Origin of the sequence: Ruminococcus sp. N15.MGS-57 (genome assembly GCF_000980385.1) — a bacterium.
Taxonomy (GTDB): domain Bacteria; phylum Bacillota; class Clostridia; order Oscillospirales; family Ruminococcaceae; genus Hominimerdicola; species Hominimerdicola aceti.
The window spans coordinates 1-334 of sequence record NZ_LARF01000151.1; the positions used below are offsets into that span (position 1 = coordinate 1).

At 51.2% G+C, this 334-nt stretch carries 1 rRNA gene; it reads left to right on the plus strand.

From position 1 onward, the window contains the following. A 16S ribosomal RNA gene (locus tag WS40_RS11045) occupies window positions 1–334 on the plus strand; the annotation flags it as partial.

A 334-nucleotide genomic window follows, 5' to 3' on the forward strand; every position in this document is an offset into this window, starting at 1 on the left:
GAGGCAGGCGGAATTCGTGGTGTAGCGGTGAAATGCTTAGATATCACGAAGAACTCCGATTGCGAAGGCAGCCTGCTAAGCTGCAACTGACATTGAGGCTCGAAAGTGTGGGTATCAAACAGGATTAGATACCCTGGTAGTCCACACGGTAAACGATGAATACTCGCTGTTTGCGATATACGGCAAGCGGCCAAGCGAAAGCGTTAAGTATTCCACCTGGGGAGTACGCCGGCAACGGTGAAACTCAAAGGAATTGACGGGGGCCCGCACAAGCGGAGGAACATGTGGTTTAATTCGATGATACGCGAGGAACCTTACCCGGGCTTAAATTGCA